Here is a 21,411-nt window from a genome sequence, read left to right as displayed (position 1 = left end):
CTACTGCGGCTACTCGGTTAGGTGCGATATTATAATTGTAATTGGGTGTTAGTTCTGGGTTTTTATTATTCTGCTAGCACGCCATATCCCAGCAGCCCATCGTAGCGCTTATCGTGGTTGGTGAATACGCGGATACGGTTCATTTCATTACCGCCAACAGTGGTCAGAACGCCGTCGTTATTTTTGAGGACAATATTCGTATGGTCGCCAAACACCGGCGAGCCACGATAAATTGCCACATCACCTGGACGCGGTTGATAGCCAGAGGTGACGGGCTTGAATCGACCGGCTGCTTCGTAATATTCACGCAAGGTAAACGTTCCTGGAATGCGCCAGCCACCAGTGTGCGGATTCTTTAATGGCGCGTTCGCCTGCTGCATGACCCAACTCACAAAGTCAGCGCACCAAGCTTCACGGACGCCCTGGCTGAACTTGGTGCCAGCGGACTGTGCTTCGAATTCAGTTTTGGCGAGGCTGATAATTTTTTGCCGGGTTGGGTGTAAATTTATGGTATCAATCTGCGGGAATGTCGCCTCGCCGCGTGACGGATCGACGCTACTGGCGACCCTTAGCGAATGAAGTTTATGAGCAATCTTTGGCCAGTACAGCACGCCGAGACTGATACAAACAGCGATCAATGGTATCAGCACCAGCGCAAATACGTATCGTTTCCTGAGACGACTCTGCGGCCGCGTGATAGAGAGTTCGGGTTTCTTTGGCATATAGCTAGTATAGCGGTATCGTATCGGCTTGGCTAGATCCCTCGGTTGCATCGCCCGCCTGGAGTGCTATAATTACTAGATAATAGATAGCTTGGCAGGGAGTCACTCTATCATTTAAGGTATACAGTGCTGAAATAGAGCGCGGAAAGGAGTTATACATGGCTCAACCTGAACCAATCATAACAGTTGACCAACTCGTCAAGACCTATAGCGGCAAAAATGTTGTTGATGGCGTGTCGTTTGAGGTCAAGAAAGGCGAGATCTTTGGTATCCTCGGTCCCAACGGTGCCGGCAAGACGACGACGCTAGAGATGCTGGAGGCGCTCCGGCCGATTGACGGCGGTACGGCGACTATCGACGGGATTGATGTTGCTAAGCAGCCGAAGCACATTAAAAACATCATCGGCATCCAGCTACAATCGACAACGTTTTACGACAAGCTGACCCTGCGCGAACAATTGAAAATGTTTGCTAGCCTGTATGGCCAGACGGTTGACGCCGACGCACTACTCGCCAAGGTGCAGTTGACCGACAAAGCCAAAAGCTATGTCGAGCAGCTCTCAGGCGGGCAAAAGCAACGCTTCGCTATCGCTTCGACGCTGGTCAATAACCCGACGGTGCTATTTCTCGATGAGCCGACCACTGGGCTGGATCCGCAGGCTCGCCGCAATCTCTGGGATTTGATTAAAGAGATTCGCGATGAAGGTATTACTGTCGTGCTGACAACTCATTACATGGACGAGGCTGAATTGCTGTGCGATCGCTTGGCGATTATGGACAATGGTAAAATCATCACCATTGACACGCCGCATAATCTGATCCAGCAGCTGCTGGCGCGCGGTTTCAAGAAAAAGCAAGTCGTCGAGCAAGCGAACCTAGAGGACGTATTTATTGATTTAACAGGAAAGGCGATTCGGGATTAGTATGAAAAAATATTGGACTGGTGTATTCGGGCAAGTGCGCGCCCAACAAAAACGTTTCATCCGCGATAAAATGTCGCTGTTCTTTACCTTCCTGTTTCCGCTCATCTTTTTGTTGGTATTCGGTTCGATTTTTAATAATCAATCGACCAGCTTTGACATTGCGATTATCAATAATTCGCAGACGGAATTTGCTAAAAATTTCGTCAAAGGCGTCAAAGACAATGCCAAAGATTCGATTCTTAGGATCAAAGACGTCAAGGATATGGACGAGGCCCGTGAGAAGATGAAGCGTTCGGAATTGAACGGCGTCATTGAACTGCCAAGTGATTTTGGCGAAGTGAAGGGTGAGGGCAGAGATGCTCGCCCGACTGGTACAATCAACGTTCTGTACGCCAAAGGTTCCGAGCAAACTGGTAGCGCCTTGACAGCAGTGATGAATCAGATTGCCAATGAAATAAACAAGCATTTGGGTCAGCCAGAAGCGCCGCTCAAGGCTGCCGGTAAAGCGGTCGGCGACGAGCGGTTGAAACCATTTGACTATACCTTTACTGGACTGCTGGCATTTAGTTTAATGAGTATGGGCATCTTTGGTCTAGCCAACCAGATGCCGGCCGAAAAGCAGCGTGGCTCCTACCGCCGACTGCGCGCGGCGCCGTTTACCTCGGGTCAGCTGATTATTTCTATGGCGATTCACTACACGATTATTTCGCTGCTTAGCCTGACTATGATGGTTGTCGTTGGCATGTTGATGTTCCAATTTAATATGCGCGGCGATTGGGGGCTCTTTGTCCTTATGGCGGTGCTGGCGGCCTTTATGATGGTAGGCTTGGGCCTGTTGATCGGCGGCTGGGCAAAGAATGAAAATCAGTCCGCACCGCTGAGCAACTTACTTTCTTTCCCGATGATGTTCTTGTCTGGTGCATTCTTCCCGCTGTACATGTTCCCAGAGTGGTTACGCGGTGCCGCCCAGTTTATCCCGATGACGCCGATTACTGATGGTTTCCGTTTGATCATGACTGAGCATGCCAGTTTTATCGAGGCCCTGCCGCAAATCGGTGCTGTCGCCGCCTGGACTCTCGTTATCTATGTCGCTGCGATTAAGCTGTTTCGGTGGGAATGAAATTTGAGAGTTGGCGGTAGGGTAGCTACCATTCCTGCTCTTATTCTGTTAATCCAGACTTAGTTCTATATGCTGTTAGCCACGAATCGAGTTCAGTGTAAAACTTCTCAGGATTACAACCGAAGAATTGATGTCGCAATCGCGATGAAATACGCTCGTGTAGGGAATGTGGTTGGTAGATTCGCAGATGTTTGAGCGGTGCCATAGTTATCGTACTCGAAATTCCATCCCATTGAGATATTGGTAAAATTGATACGAGTTTGTTATCAACTGATGGGTCAATGTCGCAGACTGATCCATTAATAAATACACGAAGCATAACGTGTCGCTCGTTTCGACATTGACGTAGTTTAAGAATACGATCAGGTATTGGTAAATCCTGCCAATTAAATACGCCAATTAACAACTGGCTTGCTATGTCAACTTTTTGTAATTCTCGCTGTAAATACACGCATTTTTGGTAGCATGACCACCTCCCATTATTACCACTTGTTCCGTATGGCAAGTCGCGGATCTTCTCGAATAAGATAACTGCTTTTTGAATATTCATAAGGCGAATGGTTGGGCTAATGTGCAGAATAATATTCATGATGTATAATAGCACATATGAAGTGGCTTGATGATATCGTAGATCAGTTTCAAAGTGTAGATAAAGAGGTACTCGTTTCTTCGGGTGCGTCACCGTCGGGGGTGTATCATGTGGGGCATTTGCGCGAAATCGTTATCGCTGACGCCGTAGTGCGGGCGCTGAAGCAAGCAGGCATTCGGGCGCGCCACGTTCACGTTTCGGATAACCTGGACGCCTTTCGTAAAGTACCGGTTAATTTGCCAGCTAGTTACGAGCAGTACTTGGGTATGCCGCTCTGCACGGTGCCCTCGCCAGATGATCGGTACGGTTCGTGGGGGGATTTTTGCCTGAAGCCATTTCTTGACAGTGCTGATAAAATTGGCGTCACCATGGACGTGATCTATGCTAGCGATAAGTATCGGAGCGGGTTTTTTGTGCCGGCCATCGAGCGCTCACTGAAACGCATTGGCAAAGCCAAGTCGGCCATCCAGGAGGTATCGGGCCGGCAGCTGGATGACCAGTGGTCGCCAATTCAGATCATGGAGCATGGTCGGCTGAAAAATCGCCGGTTCATCAGCATGGATAGCGATGCTAAAACGATCACCTATCGTAGCCACGATGACTCGGAGCACACAGTTCGGTATGACGACGGGCAGGTGAAGCTGGACTGGCGACTGGACTGGCCGGGGCGGTGGTGGTTGCTCGGGGTTGATGTTGAGCCGTTCGGTCGTGATCACGCCACGAAGGGCGGCTCGTATGATACCGGTAAGCGGATCGCCCGCGAGGTTTATAACATTGATGCGCCAGTACCGGTGCCGTACGACTTTATTAATCGCACTGGTGATACCAAAAAGATGAGCGCCAGCAAAGGCACCGGCGTGAATGCGCACGATGTCGTCGATATGTTGCCGCCTGAAGTGGTGCGCTATTTCATGCTCCGGTATTCGCCGGCCAAGCGGCTGTATTTTGACGAGACCGATAGCCTGGTGCGGCTGGTTGACGACTTCGCGGCGATGAAGCAGCATCCACAAAATGAGCTCGACGAACAGCTATTATTCTTGTGTACTGACGGGCTAGATCAGCCAGCAGTCAGCTCAATTCCATTCTCGCATCTCGTCATTTCATACCAAGCAGCGCTGTGCGACACGGCAAAAACGGTAGAAATTTTGCGGCGCAGTCCGGAATATGCCCGCATCGTCGATGAGGAAGAGACGGTGATTATTACGGAACTAGGCTATGTCAGTCGGTGGCTGGAAAAGTGGGCGCCTGAGTCATTGAAGTTTCGCCTGGCGGACGAGGTGCGTCCCGATGAGTTTTCGCCAGAACAAAAAGAATACCTGCGGCGATTAGCTGACGACATCGCCGGGGCGCCGGCTGAGGCTGATGGTAATTGGTTTCATCAAGCAATTTACACCTACAAGGAAAGCGGTTTACTGTCGCCGCGGGAACTCTTCACCACCATCTACCGCGTGCTCATTGGCAAAGATTCCGGCCCGCGTGCTGGCTGGTTCTTGTCGATCCTGCCAAGAGACTGGCTGGTTGAGCGACTACAGCTGGTGAAGTAAGAGTTTTGGCAAGGCTGGGTTGGGGGCAGATTCTGTCTGCCTGACTGCTTCTTGACACCAACCGCCCATCCGGCGTAAAATATTACACTTGGGTGCAGGTGTAAATCATACTGGGTAGTTGAGAGTTCTTACATTTATGGGCTACTGATACTTGAATAACATGAAAGGTAACAATGCTACACGAATTATCGATCAGAAATAAATTAATCGTCATGAGTGCGGTGATGAGCGCACTGTTTTTGGTGGCGCTGGATCAAACGATTGTCTCGACGGCGCTGGCGGCGATTGTCAAGGAATTTAATAGCTTTTCGTCGCTTGGCTTCATCGTGACTGCTTACATGTTGACCACCACGGTGACCGTGCCGCTGGCTGGTAAGTTGAGCGACATGTATGGCCGCAAGCCGCTACTGCTCGCCGGGGTGAGTATCTTTACCATCGGCTCGCTGCTGAGTGGCCTGGCGCCGACGGTCGAGTGGCTGATTGCGTGGCGGGCGCTGCAGGGCATCGGCGGCGGTATTATCACTGCAAACGCCTTTACCATTGTCGGCGACCTCTTTCCGCCAAAGGAACGTAGTAAATGGCAAGGACTGTTTGGTGCAGTCTTTGGGATGAGTTCAGTAGCCGGGCCGTTAATCGGTGGTTGGCTGACAGATGGTGTGTCGCTGTTTGGCATGGTCAGTGATTGGCGCTGGACGTTCTTGATCAATGTGCCGATCGGCGTGATCGCTACCGTACTCATCATTCGCTACTGCCCGCAGATCAAGCATGACCGCACGCACAAGCCCGATTACCTCGGCGCGCTGTTTATCACCATTGCTCTGGCGACACTGGTGCTGGCGGTAGACAACACAGAGATGATCTTTAAGGGACTAATCGAGAGTGGTGTCAGCCTAGCGCTCATTCAGGGCGTGTTGCTGACGGTATCGGCGCTGGCGGCGCTGAGTTTTGTTCTCATTGAGCGGCGAGCTAAGCAGCCGATCCTACCGCTACGGTTCTTTGCCAATCGGACATATAGTTTGATTATGGCGGCGGCTAGCCTGTTTGGCGCGGCCTTTATGGGGGCAATTTTATATCTAACACAGTTTAACCAGCAGGTGTTTGGCGCCACTGCCTCGCAGGCTGGGCTGATGCTGCTACCGATGGTGGCAGGCAGTATAACAAGCTCGATAACTATCGGTCGGCTGGTTGCTAAAACCGGTGCATATAAACGCTGGATAGTGGCCGGTTTTGGGCTAACGGCGGTCGGTGTCGCCGTGCTAACAATTCTACAGCCAGAATCGCCATATTGGCACGAAGCTATCGTGGCGGTATTTGTTGGGCTTGGATTCGGCGCGGCGATGCCGATCTTGACCTTGGCGGTGCAGAACGAGTTTATGCAAAAAGACCTCGGTGCGGCGACGTCCAGTGTGCAGCTATTTCGTGGGCTGGGTTCGACAATTGGTGCGGCGGTATTCTCGGGTGTATTGACCGCTGGCATCCTAGCCCATGTCGGTGATCCGCACCAACTGCCATATATTCAGAGCCTACAGCGCTCACCAGCTGCCCAGCAGATGCTGTCTGGTGAGCTGAATGCTGACGTACTGCTGCGGCTGAATGCTCAAAAAGAGACGATCGCTCGGGCGGCGGCTCAAGGGTTTGAGCGGCTACCAGCACCAGCTCAAGCTCAGGCAAAACAGCAGTTCAGCCAGCAGCAGGAGGAATTTACCAATGTCATTCTCCACGCATTTGCCGATGGGCTGCATCAGGTATTTTTGATCAGTTCAGGGCTGATGGTTGTTGCGATGATTGCGGTAATGCCGGTCAGGGAAAAGCGACTGCGCGGCTAATTGCCAGAGTGGTATTTTTTGGGGTATAATTTTCTCATGACGGTGGGCTACTTTGAGCGGCGATGTTCGAGCGATTCGTTAGGACAGACACATCAGTTTCATCGTGGCGTGTGGGCACATGTCAGTGGTACGCTATGTCCAGATGAATTGGCCGAGCAGTTTGGCCTTGACGAAAATATCGTCCGTGACGCGGCCGATGTGCGCGAACTACCGCGGATGGAATATAGCGGCGGCATTGAGTATGTCTTTGTGCGGCTGCCGTTGGTTCGGGACGATGCTATAAAGACCGCACCGCTGCTGGCTGCTGTGTCGAAAACCCAGTTTGTAACGATTAATCCTGCCAATAATTTCTCGCCACAAGCCGCCGAGCCGTTTCTCACAACCACGACCGACAAGCCCGGCGCCCTCCTCGCAGCGACCATCGCTTGCGTGGTGGCTGCGTACGAACAACAGATTCATGACCTTGCTGGTAATATCGCTGCCGCCCGACACCGGCTGTCGCGCCACGAGGTGAAAAACGCTGACTTTATCGAGTTTGTAGCCATCGAAGATAGCCTCAACGAATTTCACTCTAGCCTCGAGGGGTTAGCGAGTGTGCTCGGCCAATTAGTGCTCAATCGCCGCAGCCTATTCACAGTGCGCGACCTCGAGGCGCTGGGTGATCTGGTACTGCACGTCAAGCAATTACTCGTCATGGTCGCCGCCAACAGCCAGACCATCACCAGCATCCAGAACGCCTATTCAACCATCGCCAACAATGTCCTCAACCAGCGAATGAAAGTCTTGACCGCCATCACTATTCTCCTGGCCATCCCGAATGTGTTTTACGGTATGTACGGCATGAATATTACCTTACCGTTTCAAGGTGAGGCGTGGGCCTATCCGGTGATTACCGGGTTTACGGTGCTGCTCATCGGCATTGTGTACATCTTCGCCAAGCGGTTGCGCCTGTTTTGAGGCTGATATCAGGGGTCAGATCAGAGGTAGACCTGGCTTGACGTTCGTATCAGTCTTTGCTATCATGGCTGATGTGTCTCGCGCCGAAGCATGTCGCTGCTTATAAATAAAGTGGGCAATAAAGGTCGAAGCGCGTGAGGCTGCACTAGTACAAAGGAGTACGAAACACATGCCAATAGCAATCAATGTTGTGTCGACCAGTCGGCGCAAGAAGGTCGCAGTGGATGTGGTGCCTGCCAAATGGCAAACATACATAGCACAATAAGTGCGCATGTCCTAAAAAGGGACGGCATAAAAATCACCCCACAGGCACCGGGGTGATTTTTACCTGGACACTAGTTAATGCTTTTGATCAATTTGATGTTATTTTTTTGCTTCATCGACTGCGACGCCGGCTTTTTTCAGGGCGTCTTTGACAGCATTTTCGATAGAGCTAGCGTCACTGAGGTTGAGCTTGTTGCCATTGATGAAAAAGGTTGGTGTGCCATCAATTTGTAACTGTCGCCCGACCGCCACATCAAAGTCAATTTTCTTTGTGACAGCGCTACCGGCTAGGTCAGCATTGAATTTATCAACATTCAGCCCCAGCTGCTTAGCGTAGCCACTGAAGACGTCGGTGCGTTCTTTGGCGCGGGCATTACTCCACGCGCCTTGGTTGGTGTAGAGTAGGTCGTGCATTTCCCAGAACTTGCCCTGCAGCCCAGCTGCCTCGGCGACCGCCGCTGCCGCTCGGGCGTTTGGATGGAGCGACGGGATCGGATAATTACGAAAGACCAGCGCGACGTGATCCTTGTATTTCTCGGCCACGCGCTTGGCTTCTGGTGCAGCAGTGCGGCAGCCTGGGCACTGGTAGTCGCCGTATTCGATCATCAAGACTTTGCCATTGGTGTTGCCGATAGTGTGCTCACCGATGTCGCCAGTGCGTGCTTCGGCTGGCATAACGCGCAGGGCGGCGTCGCGCGAGATATCACTAACATTCAAGCGATTTTGTGTTGACAGATAAATCATACCGCCGACGACAGCCGCGACAACGATTGCAAAGATAGCCCAGGTTTTTCCGTTCATAGTTCCTCCAAATTAACTCTGGCTATTATAGCATAAAAAGTATACAATGAACAGCATGAGCGATATTTTGCTAGGAATGCTGTATGTGATAGTGCTGATATTGCTCGTAATAGTCATGGGCGTTCATCCGCAGGCCTCGTCACACAGTAAGTTTGAGCTGCAGCGGCGAGCGCGCCGCGGTGATCAGGATGCGCGCCATTTGTTAAAGCGACATGCGCTGATGCGGGATATTTTCTCATTGCAGCGGGTGATTGCAGCGGTGCTGCTGGTGACGCTCAGTGTCATTGGTGTGGAGTTGTTTCATTGGCTACTGGGCATTATTATCTCGCTGGTGATCGCACTGGAGATAGGAGCACTGGCGCGGATTTCACTATGGCAGCAATATTCCCAGCGGCTTTACGAGCGGTATGAGGGGCGAATTTTAGCGCTGATTGAGAAGTTTCCGATGTTATTTGCAATGATTCGCTCGGTGGCGCCAATGCCCAATGACGGCTATGATATTGAGTCAAAAGAAGAGCTCGTCACTATGGTCGAGCAGGCGGGTGAGGCGCTTAGCGAGGATGAGAAAAAGATGGTCATTGGCGTGCTGTCGTTTGATGCGGTGCCGGTCAAGGAAGTGATGACGCCGCGTAGCGTGATTGATACGGTGGATCAGGATGAGGTATTGGGGCCGCTGGTATTGGATGCGCTGCACAAGACCGGACATAGCCGCTTTCCGGTGACCAAGGGCGATATTGATCATGTGGTAGGGATGCTATACATTCAGGATCTGTTGACAATTAACCGTTCGTCGACGAGCAAGCGGGCACGAACCGTCATGGAGAAAAAGGTGTATTATATCCGCGAGGATCAGACATTGCAGCACGCGCTGGCGGCGTTTTTGCGAGTGCGGCATCACTTGTTCATCGTGGTGAATGAGTTTCGCGAGACGGTTGGTATCGTCAGCCTGGAGGACGTGATTGAGCGGATCTTGGGACATAAGATTGTTGATGAGTTTGATGCGCACGAGGATCTGCGGCGGGTGGCGCAACGTAATCCACGCCATAACAATCGGACAAAACATGCCCGTGACGTCGCATAATCCGGCCGATATGCTATACTAGAACTAATGAATCCGAACCAGACTAACCCTGAGCCTGATTATACCCAGCCGGTTGCGTATGATTCTGACGGTCGGCCGCTGTATCACCATCCGCCGGCCGCCGCGACACCGCCACCGGCGACGACCGCGCCGCCGATTGAGCCACAGCCAGCCTCGCACGTCACCATCCAGCCAGAGATGATTGAGGGGCAAAACTTCAATCCACAGATTCGTGCCCAATACGCTAACGAACCAAATGTTGTTCATGCTGCGCGGCCGCTTGAGCCGACCGTTCCCGCAGTTAGCCCAGAGACCAAGGCGCGTCACGACCAGTCCGTTCGTGATTATCCGCAGCTCAATCTCAGCGAGGGCGAGTATGTCATCCTCGACATCAAGCGCCACCCGATCGGCATGGTTATTCCTACAGCCATCACCCTCCTGTTGGTCGTGGTACTGCTGGTATTTGCGGCCTCGTTCTCGTCGTTAACTGCCAATATTCCGCTGTTTCCGGCGGTGAATCCGGGAGCAGTACTGGGTATTGCGCTGCTGCTCGTTGCTTTGGTGGTGCTTGGCGGCGCGATCACCCTGTGGGTGTATCTACAAAATCATTTTTTCATGACTAATGAAAGCGTCATCCAGGAAATCCAACAGAGCCTCTTCGTTCGGCACGAGCAGACAGTCAGCCTCGGTAGCATCGAGGACGCCAGCTTTTTCCAGGCCGGCATCGCCCAGACGATCTTTAACTACGGCACAATTCGCCTCAGTACTGAGGGTGAGGAGACGACCTATATTTTTCATTACGTGGCCAATCCCAAGCACCAAGTGGCCATCCTTAACAACGCCATTGAAGCCTTCAAAAACGGCCGGCCAGTCTGTTACGATTAGTTTGGCTACGATTTAGCTATTTATGGCGGCTGTCTTTGACGAAATCTGTCTCACCATCAAGCATGGCTCTGAGCGAATATGATTTGCATTTACCGCCGGTACAGTTTGTTGGCTCGTAGCGATAGGCGCTGCCATTGTCGCCCAGCTTTTTACCACCCGGATCTTTGAGTAGCTCCTTATCCATGGTCGGTAGTGTCTCGTCGGTAATTTTTTCCGGATAAGAGCCGTGCTGCTTGTAATAGGCTTCTTCGAGGCTATAATGCACGGCATTAATAGCGGTTTTTTTCCGGTCGTTTTGGTGCTCGCGTTGGATCGTCACCAGCTGGGTGAACGCCACCGCCGTGGCCACGCCGAGAAATATAATCGCCACCAGCACCTCAATCACCGTAAAGCCTGCTTGTCGTTTCATATTGTCCATTATAGCAAAGTTTCACCGCTCGCGGTAGGCGCTTGATTTATGGTATACTATACAACATAAGATAACGGAGGGAGAGGTATGGCTAGCACAGCGAAAACCAGCGACAAACATCAAACAGACACCGCAACTGGCACAGCTCAGGCACCAGAGAAGAAGGTCGATGACGGGAAATTAAAAGCGCTGGGTCTAGCCATGGATCAAATTACCAAGCAGTTTGGTGATGGTTCAATCATGAAACTAGGCGAAGCGCACAAAGTTGATGTTGAAGTGATTCCGTCGGGTTCGCTAAGCCTCGATTTGGCGCTAGGCGGCGGCTATCCGAAGGGTCGCATCATTGAGATTTACGGCCCAGAAAGTTCAGGTAAGACAACTCTGACACTGCACGCCATCGCCGAAATCCAAAAGCAGGGCGGTACGGCAGCCTTTATCGACGCTGAGCACGCGCTTGACCCCAGCTATGCTAAGCGTTTGGGTGTGGATACCGAAAATCTGCTGGTGTCGCAGCCAGACAACGGTGAGCAAGCGTTGGAAATTACCGAAACCTTGGTGCGCTCAAACGCGGTGGATCTGATCGTGGTGGACTCGGTGGCAGCACTGACCCCGCAAGCGGAAATTGACGGTGATATGGGTGATTCGCACATGGGTCTGCAGGCGCGGCTGATGAGCCAGGCGCTGCGTAAACTGACTGGTATCATCAACAAGTCGAAGGCGACGGTGATTTTCATTAACCAGATCCGCATGAAGATTGGCGTGATGTTTGGTAATCCGGAGACCACGACGGGTGGTAATGCGCTGAAGTTTTATGCCTCGCAGCGGGTGGATATTCGCCGGATTGGGCAGATTAAGGTTGGCGATGATATCCTTGGTAACCGCACCAAGATCAAGGTGGTGAAGAATAAGATTGCGCCGCCGTTCCGCATCGCTGAGTTTGACATTATGTATAACGAAGGCATCTCTAAAACTGGTGATATTCTGGATTTGGCAGCTACACATGGTATCATAGAAAAGTCAGGTGCCTTTTACAAATATAACGGCGAGACTATTGGTCAAGGCCGCGACAAGACAAAATTGTATCTGAAAGAAAATCCTGAGGTTTTGGCAGAAATTGATCAGAAGGTTCGGGAGAAGGTAAAAGAAGGAGAAAACTAATGCGCGCAGCAGAAACCGCATATCCAGTCGAAAAACATATGGCGTCAGTCAGCCTCGTCTTTGATGATGAGCAAAACGCATATCTTCGCGAGTTGTCAGAAAAAATGAACCTTGACTTTGGTGAGTTTATCCCACACGTGACACTGATTAATGTGACTGAGCAGGATATGCCACGTCTCAAAGCAGCTGCTGCGGCGCTACCCGTCCTCGATAAGTTGGTGCTTGATGGAGTTAATTTCCTGCCAGATAAAGCAGGCAACTGTGTTTGGGTGGAGCTACGCACGCAGAAAACTACCTGGATGGTTGAGGCGCGCCAGCAATTACTCGCGGCATTGGATGGTATTCACCCAGGGTTGGATGTTGATGGGTTCCGCCCGCACATCACGCTTGGTTGCGTCGAGGCCGGTACGCTGGACGACGTTAATATGAGCGCTATTCCAGGGCAACTACCGGTTATCATCGAGCCACGTGCCGCTGCTTGCTACAACGGCGTGCATGGTAAGGTTGTTGAGGTGGTTGAGTAGAGTCCCTGCTAGTAGCGAGCCCGCCGCCTTCGCGCTATAATAGCTTCATGAAAATCACTGACATCTCGCTTCAGATTCGCGACAAAAACCGCGTTAACGTGAGTGTTGATGGCGAGTATCGCTTTAGCCTCGACGTCTTTCAGGTGGGCGAGCTGGGGCTGAAGGTCGGGCGCGAATATACTGACGAAGAACTGACGGCGCTAGAGGACGAGAGCCAGTTTGGTAAGTTGTACGCCCGGGCCATGGAGTATTGCTTGACGCGGCCGCGCTCGGTTAAAGAAATGCGCGATTATTTGTGGCGTAAAACCAGGCCAACCAAAAAGCGCTCGCCAAAGACTGGCAAAATTACCGAGCGTCCAGGCGTGAAACCAGAAATTACCGAGCGGGTGCTGGCGCGGCTGATCGAGAAACAGTACCTCGATGATGAAAAGTTTGCCCGCTTTTGGCTGGAGCATCGATTTATGCAAAAAGGCACCAGTGTCAGGCGGCTAAAATTGGAACTAGCGCAAAAGGGGATTGAGCGCGAGACGATAGAGCAACTAATCAGCGAAAATATCCGCTCCGATGACGAGGAGCTGCGAAAAATTATCGCTAAAAAACGCCACAAATACGCCGGCAATCAGCAGAAATTTATGGTGTATCTAGCCCGTCAAGGATTTTCGTATGACGATATCCGGGCGGCGCTTGGTGGTGAGTCTGACGAGTAGGCGAACCGTGATCAAGCGCTGCGGCCTAACTGCTCGCGCAGCCACCCGTCGATTGTCCCGGCGCCCATACCGAGTACCAGCGCACCGCGTGCTCGTTGCTGCTCAATTACCTGCCACAACGCCTCATCCAGCTGCGCGAGATGTACCTTGTCCGTCGTCAATTGGCGCGTTAATTCCTCCGGTGTCAGCACCGGCAGGTTCGGGTCTTCGCGGGTCAAGTACGTCGGCAGCCAATATATCTCGTCAGCATGCATGAAAATCTCATCAGTGTAGCGTTCACGAACCTCGTGCTGGCGAATATTTTGATGTGGCTGATAGACGAGTACTACGTGATCATTCAATTCGTGAGCCAACTGCAGCGTGGCGGCAATCTCCGACGGATGATGACCATAATCGGTGTAGAGATTGTCAGCCAGTTTCTCAAAGCGCCGGCCGGTGCCCGGAAAGGCATTGAGTGCCGTGATAATCGCCTCAGCCTCAATCTCAGGGGCAGCCACCGCTCGCACCAGCACCGCTGCCCGTGCTGCCAGCGTGCCGTTACGCCGGTTGTGTTCGCCAGCCAGTGTTATCTGGGGATCAGTCTGCTCAAGTACTGTCACATTGGCCGGAGTAAATACATCAGCATTCTCTCGCCAAGCGATCACCCGCGTCGACTGCTCACCAAATTGCCGAAACGCCGCTCGGTAATCATCTGGCGTCGGAAAGGTATCGGGATGGTCATAATCAACTGAGGTAATGAGGCTCAGCCACGGTGAAAAGTGGAGGAAATTACGATCAAACTCGTCGCATTCATACACCAAAAACTGACTGGCCGGATCAAACCGACCGCTCGGGCCAAAACTAAGCGTCGAGCCAACCAGGTAGCTCACCGGCACGCCGAGCTGCTGCAATGTCCACACCAGCATCCCAGTCGTCGTCGTCTTGCCGTGCGTACCGGTGACGGCGATGAGCTTGAGCTGCTTGTCGGCGATAATCTGAGCGAGTAGCTCGTCACGCTTGCTGGTGCGAATCCCCAGCTGCCTCGCCAGTACCAACTCTGGATGATCCGCCGGCAGGGCCGCCGTATACACGAACCAGTCAAAGGGTGCTCGCTGATGTTCGCTACGTAAAAACTCGCCTGACTGATCAAACGACACCGTGATGCCAGCCTGCTTGAGCGCCTCTGTCATCAAGCCGGCCGCTCGGTCAGAGCCACAGACCTCGTGTCCAGCGCCGATGGTCATTTCTGCTAGTGGTCCAATCGCCACGCCACCAATTCCCGAAAAATAAATTCTCATAGCGTCATTATACCACTGACGCTAGCCCCGTGTCGCATTCACCTAGTATCTTTGGTATAATGAGGTGAGAAAGGTGGGGAATGGCAGATAAGCGAGGCACGCGTCGGGCGATCCGGCGGCTAGAAGAAATCAAGACATGGCAGCTGGTCATTTTGCTGGTGATGGCGTCGTTTGTCAGCGCGACATTCCTCAGGCTAAATAATATTGGCATGATCGAGCGCCGTGACGCCGTGATTAACGCCGACAAGGAGGGCGACGAGGGCGCGCTGGAGCGGCGGGTGTACGACTTGCAGCGCTACGTGGTTGCACATATGAACGCCGATCCGGGACGCATCGCGCTGGAGCACTCGTACAAGCGGGCCTACGAGGCGGCCTGGAAAGCGTTTGAGTCAAAGTCGGCTTCTCGTTCCAGCAACGACACGGTCGCCAAAGTCCGCCAAGTGTGTGACGCTCGAGCACAGGCTGGTGGTTGGGGGCGATTTTATGCTACGGCCGACCCGCGCTACGTCAGCTGTATCAATGATGAATGGGCGAAGTACCCGGCTGCTTCGTCGCTTGACCTCAAATTTACACCGCCATCCACCGCGCCGTATTATCAGACATTTGTGCCGCCGCTCTGGTCATCGGACTTGGCGGGCTGGTCATTGGTGGTAACAGGGGTAATTATGCTGATTATCATTGCTCGGCTGGTGGCGTTAGCGGTGTTGAAACTGCTGCTTCGGTATCGTCAAAAACCGCTTTAGGCTTGACAGGGGTCAACAGAGACGCTAATCTAGAATAGTATAGTACTAACAGGAGGTATACGAATGGCTTATAAGCACACAAACTCAAAAGGCATTACATACTACTTGCATAAAACCGAAGTCACGCTGCGCGGTGGCAAAACGCAGACGATTTATTTTTTCGCCAAGGTTGAAAAGAACGCCAAGGGCGAGCCATGCGACTTGCCAGATGATCGGATCGTTACCGAAAATCCACGCAACGGCTTTTTGACGATCAAAAAGAAGAAATAAGCACTTGCATTATACACCTGGTTACCGGTACAATGGTATCAAACAAACAGGTGCCTCAAAGACTCTCGCTCATGCGGGAGTCTTTTTGTGGTGAGGGGGTTGTGGCGCTGAGATAGCCTTGCTTTTATGAGTAAAATGTGATATTTAATAATTATGAGTGAACTATCGCAGACTGGTGAGCGGGACCGTGAATTGACCGCGGAGGAATGGAAGATGGTTGATAAGCTTGTCGATGAAATGGGCTGGCCATATTATAAAGCGCGATTGGCACTTGGGCTTGAACCGCCGGCTGATCAGATTGTTCATGCGAATAGTCAGCCATTGCCTGATCAAAATATCTCTGTTAATAAGAAAACACCCCCTTGCGAACGTAGCCGTTTTGATACACGCACGCAACAAGCCCATGAAGCATCGGGACAGGGCCCGTTAACTGAGGAACAAAAACAGACAAATAGGGATGGAATTAGGATGGTGCGCACTGCCCTCAGGAATGCACGAGCAGCTTGACGGTCGGTAGAGGAGGAAATTGACGGCACTTCTCACTCGGCTGCTTTTACGGTATAATATCGCTCATGGGGGTGTAGCTCAGCGGTTAGAGCAGCGGGCTCATAACCTGTTGGTCGCTGGTTCGATCCCAGCCACCCCCACCAAAAGCGTCATCTTAGAACCTCCGGCCACCGGCTGGAGGTTCTTCATGTTGTCCGGAGTTACGGCATCCCGCTGCTTGTCAGGGGTCACGGCGTCCTGTCGTGTCTTGGCTTCGGGTGCCACCACGCCCTGCTGCTCCTTGGCTTCGCCCTCCAGGACTGCTGGGAGGTTGCTGTCGAGGAGGTAGTGGTAGACGGCTTTGTGGTGGCTGTTGGTGACCTCGTCATCGTCCAGGTAGATCTTGTCGAAGACGGCTTGGTTGAGGTCACGGCGGGAGTTGTCGGTGGCTGCGAGGTATTGCTGTTGTCCGTTGTGGAGGACCGAGAGGCATTGGTCGAGGGCGGTGTGGAGTTTGTCTCGGGAGGTTTGTAGGTGGCGGAGTTGGCGCTCTGCGGTTGTTCTGTCGGTTCTGATGCGTTCTTGTTCTTTGCGGAGTAGTTCTGTGTCGATGGCTCCGGCGTAGTAGGCCTGCATTAGGCGTTCGCTGTGGGCGGTGGCTTCGGCGAGGGTGGTTTCTGCTTGGTGTGCTTGGTGGTTGTGTTCTTTGAGGATGGTGTCGAGGTGGGAGATGACTAGTTCGCGTACTGTGGTGAGGGTTTTGTCTGGCAGTGTGATGGTTGCCCAGTGGTCTTCGACGAGTTGTTCGGCGTGGTGGGCTTGGATTGCGACGAAGGTGCAGCCGTTTTTCCGGGCTTGGCGTCCGAGGCAGTAGAAGTATTCGTAGTAGTTGCCGAGGCGGTTGCGGGAGATTTCGTAGCTGAGGGGTGAGCCGCATTGTCCGCAGAACAGGCTGCCTTTGAGGTAGTGGGTTCGGATGGCGGGTTTCTCTTTGGCGTGGGATCTACCGCGGCGGATGGCTTCGACTTTTGACCACAGTTCGGTGGAGACCAGGGGCTGGTGTCGGCCTTGGTAGGTGGCGCCCCCGAAGACGACCAGGCCTGTGTAGTAGGGGTTGCTGAGGATGGCGTGCACCATGGATGTGGTGAGGGGTCTTGCTGGTTGTTTGGGGCGTGCGAGGGTGGTGACGCCGTGGGTTTTGAGTTCGTCGCGGAGCATCCCGATGGTCCATTCGCCGGTGGCGTAGCGTTCATACATCCATGGCACCCAGTGGGCTCGATCCGGGTCGGTGATCACGGTGCGGACTTCGCGGCCTTCGGCGGTGCGCTGTGTGGTGTTGATGTAGCCGAATGGGGCGCGTCCGGGGGTGCCGCCGGATTTGGCTTTCTGGGTCATGCCTTTCTTGGCTTCGGTGGCGAGGTTTTGGCTGTAGAACTCGGCAATGGAGCTCATGATGCCGTGTAGCAGCATGCCGCTTGGTGTTTCGTCGATGTTTTCTGAGCAGGAGACGAGTTGGGCGCCGGCTTGTTGGATCTCGAAGTTGATTTGGACGTCGTCCATGCGGTTGCGGGCGAGGCGGTCGACTTTGTGGACGATGACCAGCTGGATGGTGTTGTGTTTGACGTAGGTGAGCATTCGCTGTAGCTCGGGTCGCTGGGCGGATTTGGCGCTCTCGCCGGCGTCGATGAACTCTTCGATCACTTCCGCGCCAAGGCTCTTGGCTTTGCGGTGGCAGGCTTCTCGCTGAGCTGGGATGGAGAATCCTTCGGTTTCTCCTCCTCGTTTGGCCTGGTCGCGTGTAGATACGCGCAGGTAGATCACCGCACGCTTCGTTGTCGTTGTGGTCATGGCTATCTCCTTCCGTAGTGTGGTTGCTGGATGGTGAAGCGCTGTGGCTGCCACCGTGGGGTGCGGATGGGGCGGGCGCAGCGGGCAGGTGAGGGTTCCGGGTCGAGGGTGCGGGCGATACCGGTCTGGTCGATGCGCACGCGAATGGCGGCTTCGGAGACGGCGAAGTGGTCGGCCAATGCGGTGGGGGTTTGGAGTCCAGCGGCCCATGCCTGTTTCAAGGCGGTGCGTGGTACCAGGGCGCAGCCTGCGAAGTAGTCGGCGGCTCGCTCGGCCTGCTCGTGGACTGTCAGTTGTGGTGGGCGACCCCAGCAACGCGTGAAGGCTGTGGGTTTTTGCGTGGTGTAGAGCCAGTGGGTATGGCCGTGATCGATGATGTGCTTGAACTCGTGTAGCAGGGTGAAGCGTTGCCGCACTTCGGGATCGTCACGGTTGAGGCAGATGATCCACTCCTGCCCGTTCCAGTGGCTCATGCCAGAAACCGGCAGCTGTTCGCGGACGATACGGATGTGGGGCAGGCCGGTGATGTGGTTCTCGGTGATGCCGGTCAGTTGGAAGCTGGGATGGCTGACGGCCAGGAGCTGGTTGAGTTTGGCGGCTTGGCGTTCGGCCAGGTCGAGTGCTTCGGTAAAACAGCAGGCGCGGTGGGGTGTGAGCTGGCGGAGGCTCCTCAGAATGCTTGGTGTGCTTGATGTGTTCATAGAGCCTCCTTTCGATTGAAGCAAATATGGTTATGTAGTGCGTCCCGTCTCTACGAGGATTTCGTCCTCGCCGGCAGCGGGGCCACAGCTGTCTTCAGCGATGCCGTATTTACCAGCGATACGCTGAAACGCGGCCGCGATCTCCTCGTGGGCCTCGGGTGGCAGCTGGCCGTACTTGGAACGCAGATACGGAGTGAAAGTCGGCAATGTGGAGGTGAGGTTGTAGCCAGCTGCCTCGATGATCTCCAAGGGCTCGACACCGTACACCTCGGTCAAAGCCAGCAGACGATCAATACGCGTGCTGGGCGTCTTGCCCTGTTCAAGGAGGGAAATAGCACCCGGCGAGATACCAGACTCAGCAGCTGCTTGACGGACACTCAGACCCGCAGCCTCGCGGGCTTCCCGCAACAATCGCCCGAGCTTGGGCTGGGGTCTGGCACGAGCCGGAATCCCTCGCGTGTTCCCAGAACGTGGGAGGGTTCCCTCAGAAATGGGTGTGGAAATGCGACCTGTTTCGTTCATATTTCTATTGTACGCTCCGTGTTTAGAAATTTGAACGAGTTTGGCTGATTTTACAACGGTTTACAGGGGTGGTAGTTTCTCGGGTCCTGCGCTATTGATTATGGGAGTTCGCTTTATGATGGAAGAGGCGTCCAGTGTCCACTCTCCAGGCTCTCATTACCAACTTTATTGCTCTGCCTCCACATCTCGCTGCTGATCCTGTGCCACCATATGGAGACAGGGATGGCAAACCCTATTAGACTAGAAAATCCCAGTCCGAGAGAAATCCAAGAAGTCCACTGGGAGCAAAGGATTTCTTTCGGGGCGGCAAGGATGTATATAGCAAATAACAAAGTTGGAGCCAATGACCATGAGGCTAAATTTCTCCATTTCCTGAGAAGCTGATGCCTAGACCGCGTTTCAGTGGCAACATAGAAATATCCAACCATAACGGATGGCAGCACAACTCCTAAGGTTAGAGCAGGTTCTCCTCGTAGACGCTCGAACATGTTTGAATCACTGTGCTGACCGGTAGATCCGGAGATCAGGCAGTCGTGGAGGAGCCCAAAAACTCCTGCAGCCATCAGGATCGCAACGATGTACCAAGTTACCACAAGAGTTCCTCTTAAGCTCCCCTGTTTCTTTGGCATTAGAGCTGCAGTAAGCCTATAGTCTCTCGCGCTATCTCTTGCTGGTCTTAGTTTAGGTGATGCTTCAATGTCATCGGGAGATGCTGGCTCTTCGTGGCCGTAGATTGATGCCCTGTCGAGCGCATTTAACGTGACGTTTTGTGAACGCATGGAGGAGCCAAAAAACAGCGAAGAGAAGAAGGTTCCCTCGGGAAGCGATATTCTCACATGCTCACTGATTGCCCAGCCAAAATAAGGGAAGTCGACACTGAGTGCTTGGGAAGGGTACGGCGTGATTGTCTTTGTGGTATCGCCCTCCAGTCGAGTGGAAGTGGCCCTGTCGTTCTGTTCTTTCTTGCTGCCATCCTGCTTCTTCTGAGATTTGTTGCTGGCGTCCTGTTGAATCCTTTGAGGTAACTCTTGGGCTTCAACGCGCATCATCTTATAGACAGCTTCGCCTCCGGAAAGAGAAAGGCTTATCATGGGGCAAAAGTGATGCGCTAATAGCTTGGTGATCCTCGTAAATTCTTCGGTGGGGTTTTCTTGTAGTTTGAGAAGACTCTTGGGATCTCCAGCCATGGAGTAGGCTAGGCTCTTTGCGGTATTTTTGAATTTGTTGTCAGCCCTGTCTGCTAAAAAGCAGAGTACTGTCTGTCCGAATACTGAATCGGCCTCCCGCCCAGCCAGAGGGACCGATACCCCAGCGGCGTCCATGAGATCAAATTTAAGATAATACTCTTTCCTGTTAACGCCGATCGGTATCCATATACGACGCCCATCTAGCGGTAATTGTAGGAGCTGCGCAATGCGGTCAGTCGAGACTTGAATTGAAGTTCTTCTTTCGATCCAAGCGTCGTCTAGGACTTCGATCGATTCTATGCGCCGAGTGATCCAGCTTCCGTCTAACAATAGCTTGACAGATTTCGACAGTTCTGCTTCAGATGGAGGCGATGTTCCGGTTCTGGCTTTTGGAGTTTCTAGGAGGTCTTCAGGAGAAGCCTTTTCCTTGTTCAAGCCATATCTCGCGCTACCGTTTAGTGCGTTTTGGATAGCCGATTTTAGGCTCAAGCACCACCCTCGGATCCTCATCTTTCTCCTTTCGGACAATGACAAGTCGCTTCCCGTCCGTCCGATCGCATTCCATTAAGTGAACGGCCGTTATGCCGATGTTGGAAAAGGTCTTTTTATTCCGTTTTTCGATAGCCCTATTTGCGCGCCATACTCGAAAAACCTTAACAAGCCAAGGAATTCCAGGTTCGTGAGCCTTGCTTTTAAGAGCTTCGATGTGTGGCAAGTTATAACTTGTCCATGACTCAGCTGTTGCAGCATCACTAGTCATCGCTGCGTTCTCCTTCTTGGAGCCGTCCAGCGGATTGGGGCCAAGGGGATGTGTTTGTCCTAGGTCGAAGCGCGGCAATGGCTTGAATTCTGAGCTCATATTTACTG

General features: G+C 52.9%; 23 protein-coding genes, 1 tRNA gene and 1 pseudogene. 14 read left to right on the top strand and 11 right to left on the bottom strand.

The features are described from left to right. Positions 1-65: 65 nt before the first annotated feature. Positions 66-722 (bottom strand): CHAP domain-containing protein, encoded by a 657-nt coding sequence (locus FBF28_04070; GenBank protein QJU08704.1) that lies wholly within the window; start codon positions 720-722, stop codon positions 66-68. Between the two features lie 158 nt (positions 723-880). On the opposite strand from FBF28_04070, the gene FBF28_04065 reads away from it, so the two are divergent. Beyond that, positions 881-1,645: an ABC transporter ATP-binding protein gene (locus tag FBF28_04065; protein ID QJU08703.1), complete on the top strand. Its 765-nt coding sequence runs from the start codon at positions 881-883 to the stop codon at positions 1,643-1,645. A 1-nt stretch (position 1,646) separates the two neighbouring features. Further along, positions 1,647-2,765, top strand: coding sequence for an ABC transporter permease (locus FBF28_04060; protein QJU08702.1), 1,119 nt, complete (start codon positions 1,647-1,649; stop codon positions 2,763-2,765). A gap of 40 nt (positions 2,766-2,805) precedes the next feature. Here the strand turns inward: FBF28_04060 and FBF28_04055 are convergent, their stop codons facing one another. Beyond that, positions 2,806-3,354, bottom strand: coding sequence for a hypothetical protein (locus FBF28_04055; protein ID QJU08701.1), 549 nt, complete (start codon positions 3,352-3,354; stop codon positions 2,806-2,808). A 17-nt stretch (positions 3,355-3,371) separates the two neighbouring features. On the opposite strand from FBF28_04055, the gene lysS reads away from it, so the two are divergent. The 3 genes from lysS (at position 3,372) to FBF28_04040 (ending at position 7,681) form a co-directional block, all read left to right on the top strand. After that, positions 3,372-4,898 carry a lysine--tRNA ligase gene (gene lysS / locus FBF28_04050; GenBank protein ID QJU08700.1) on the top strand — a complete coding sequence of 509 codons (1,527 nt, stop codon included), beginning with the start codon at positions 3,372-3,374 and terminating at the stop codon, positions 4,896-4,898. Positions 4,899-5,071: 173 nt separating this feature from the next. Beyond that, positions 5,072-6,724, top strand: a complete 1,653-nt coding sequence (locus tag FBF28_04045) for an MFS transporter (GenBank protein QJU08699.1) — start codon at positions 5,072-5,074, stop codon at positions 6,722-6,724. A 36-nt stretch (positions 6,725-6,760) separates the two neighbouring features. Further along, positions 6,761-7,681, top strand: a complete 921-nt coding sequence (locus FBF28_04040; protein QJU08698.1) for a magnesium transporter CorA family protein — start codon at positions 6,761-6,763, stop codon at positions 7,679-7,681. Positions 7,682-8,044: 363 nt separating this feature from the next. Here the strand turns inward: FBF28_04040 and FBF28_04035 are convergent, their stop codons facing one another. Then, positions 8,045-8,746 carry a hypothetical protein gene (locus FBF28_04035; GenBank protein ID QJU08697.1) on the bottom strand — a complete coding sequence of 234 codons (702 nt, stop codon included), beginning with the start codon at positions 8,744-8,746 and terminating at the stop codon, positions 8,045-8,047. Positions 8,747-8,792: 46 nt separating this feature from the next. On the opposite strand from FBF28_04035, the gene FBF28_04030 reads away from it, so the two are divergent. After that, on the top strand, positions 8,793-9,827 hold the full coding sequence (locus FBF28_04030; protein ID QJU08696.1) for a CBS domain-containing protein: 1,035 nt from the start codon (positions 8,793-8,795) through the stop codon (positions 9,825-9,827). Positions 9,828-9,854: 27 nt separating this feature from the next. Then, a complete protein-coding gene (locus tag FBF28_04025) occupies positions 9,855-10,712 on the top strand; it encodes a PH domain-containing protein (GenBank protein QJU08695.1) in 858 nt (285 codons plus the stop codon). Between the two features lie 16 nt (positions 10,713-10,728). Here FBF28_04025 and FBF28_04020 read toward each other — a convergent pair whose 3' ends face one another. Beyond that, on the bottom strand, positions 10,729-11,130 hold the full coding sequence (locus FBF28_04020; protein QJU08694.1) for a type II secretion system protein: 402 nt from the start codon (positions 11,128-11,130) through the stop codon (positions 10,729-10,731). A gap of 78 nt (positions 11,131-11,208) precedes the next feature. Between FBF28_04020 and recA the strand changes: the two genes are divergently transcribed. The 3 genes from recA to FBF28_04005 are packed head-to-tail and all read left to right on the top strand — an operon-like array spanning position 11,209 to position 13,510. Beyond that, positions 11,209-12,279, top strand: coding sequence for a recombinase RecA (gene recA / locus FBF28_04015; protein QJU08693.1), 1,071 nt, complete (start codon positions 11,209-11,211; stop codon positions 12,277-12,279). Next, the gene (locus FBF28_04010; protein QJU08692.1) at positions 12,279-12,803 is read left to right on the top strand and encodes a 2'-5' RNA ligase family protein; all 525 of its coding nucleotides are present in this window, start codon (positions 12,279-12,281) and stop codon (positions 12,801-12,803) included. Before recA ends, FBF28_04010 begins: the two co-directional genes overlap by 1 nt. A 47-nt stretch (positions 12,804-12,850) precedes the next feature. Further along, on the top strand, positions 12,851-13,510 hold the full coding sequence (locus tag FBF28_04005; protein QJU08691.1) for a hypothetical protein: 660 nt from the start codon (positions 12,851-12,853) through the stop codon (positions 13,508-13,510). Between the two features lie 11 nt (positions 13,511-13,521). Here the strand turns inward: FBF28_04005 and FBF28_04000 are convergent, their stop codons facing one another. After that, on the bottom strand, positions 13,522-14,787 hold the full coding sequence (locus tag FBF28_04000) for a hypothetical protein (GenBank protein ID QJU08690.1): 1,266 nt from the start codon (positions 14,785-14,787) through the stop codon (positions 13,522-13,524). Between the two features lie 80 nt (positions 14,788-14,867). Here FBF28_04000 and FBF28_03995 point away from each other — a divergent pair, with 80 nt between their 5' ends. The 4 genes from FBF28_03995 to FBF28_03980 all read left to right on the top strand — a co-directional run bounded on the left by FBF28_03995 (position 14,868) and on the right by FBF28_03980 (position 16,450). After that, complete coding sequence (locus FBF28_03995) at positions 14,868-15,530, top strand: hypothetical protein (GenBank protein QJU08689.1); 663 nt, start codon at positions 14,868-14,870, stop codon at positions 15,528-15,530. Positions 15,531-15,593: 63 nt separating this feature from the next. Then, positions 15,594-15,800: a hypothetical protein gene (locus FBF28_03990; GenBank protein QJU08688.1), complete on the top strand. Its 207-nt coding sequence runs from the start codon at positions 15,594-15,596 to the stop codon at positions 15,798-15,800. Between the two features lie 153 nt (positions 15,801-15,953). Beyond that, complete coding sequence (locus tag FBF28_03985; protein ID QJU08687.1) at positions 15,954-16,307, top strand: hypothetical protein; 354 nt, start codon at positions 15,954-15,956, stop codon at positions 16,305-16,307. 67 nt (positions 16,308-16,374) lie between these two features. Further along, a tRNA-Met gene (locus tag FBF28_03980) sits at positions 16,375-16,450 on the top strand. Here FBF28_03980 and FBF28_03975 read toward each other — a convergent pair. The 6 genes and pseudogenes from FBF28_03975 to FBF28_03950 form a co-directional block, all read right to left on the bottom strand. Continuing rightward, positions 16,407-17,411, bottom strand: a complete 1,005-nt coding sequence (locus FBF28_03975; GenBank protein ID QJU08817.1) for a hypothetical protein — start codon at positions 17,409-17,411, stop codon at positions 16,407-16,409. The genes FBF28_03980 and FBF28_03975 overlap by 44 nt on opposite strands. A 243-nt stretch (positions 17,412-17,654) precedes the next feature. Continuing rightward, positions 17,655-18,344 (bottom strand): annotated as a pseudogene (locus FBF28_03970) (recombinase family protein). Continuing rightward, positions 18,137-18,835: an ImmA/IrrE family metallo-endopeptidase gene (locus FBF28_03965; protein ID QJU08686.1), complete on the bottom strand. Its 699-nt coding sequence runs from the start codon at positions 18,833-18,835 to the stop codon at positions 18,137-18,139. Before FBF28_03965 ends, FBF28_03970 begins: the two are co-directional and overlap by 208 nt. 30 nt (positions 18,836-18,865) lie before the next feature. Beyond that, a complete protein-coding gene (locus FBF28_03960; GenBank protein QJU08685.1) occupies positions 18,866-19,357 on the bottom strand; it encodes a helix-turn-helix domain-containing protein in 492 nt (163 codons plus the stop codon). Between the two features lie 113 nt (positions 19,358-19,470). Next, positions 19,471-20,979, bottom strand: coding sequence for a hypothetical protein (locus FBF28_03955; GenBank protein ID QJU08684.1), 1,509 nt, complete (start codon positions 20,977-20,979; stop codon positions 19,471-19,473). A gap of 13 nt (positions 20,980-20,992) precedes the next feature. Continuing rightward, entirely contained in the window at positions 20,993-21,403 is a 411-nt protein-coding gene (locus tag FBF28_03950; protein QJU08683.1) for a hypothetical protein, read from the bottom strand. Positions 21,404-21,411: the final 8 nt, after the last annotated feature.

It is taken from the genome of Candidatus Saccharibacteria bacterium oral taxon 488, assembly GCA_013099195.1.
Classification (GTDB): Bacteria; Patescibacteriota; Saccharimonadia; order Saccharimonadales; family Saccharimonadaceae; genus Nanosynbacter.
This window is presented reverse-complemented; position numbering and strand designations above follow the sequence as displayed.